Raw genomic sequence first — 269 nt, 5'->3', positions numbered from 1 at the left:
CGACGACAAGCACAAGGACGAAATCGAAGTCCTGAACTGGGATTGGGAGATCGAGCAGGAGTCGTCGATGCACGCCGGCAGCGGCGGCGGCGCCGGCAAGGCCACCGTCAAGGACCTCGCATTCGAACACGCGATCGACCGCGCAAGCCCGAACCTGATGAAGTACGCACTGACCGGCAAGCATATCGACCAGGCCGTGCTCGTCATGCGCAAGGCTGGCGGCAACCCGCTCGAGTACCTCAAGCTCACGATGAGCGACGTGATTGTCA

At 62.1% G+C, this 269-nt stretch carries 1 protein-coding gene; it reads left to right on the top strand.

Going from position 1 to position 269, the window contains the following annotated elements; genetic code table 11:
- Positions 1-269: type VI secretion system tube protein Hcp (locus SB764_RS40600; protein ID WP_410866842.1), on the top strand; the 269-nt coding region annotated here is incomplete at both ends.

Source organism: Paraburkholderia sp. SIMBA_027 (assembly GCF_046535315.1).
In the GTDB taxonomy this organism is placed as follows: Bacteria; Pseudomonadota; Gammaproteobacteria; order Burkholderiales; family Burkholderiaceae; genus Paraburkholderia; species Paraburkholderia tropica.
This window is presented reverse-complemented; position numbering and strand designations above follow the sequence as displayed.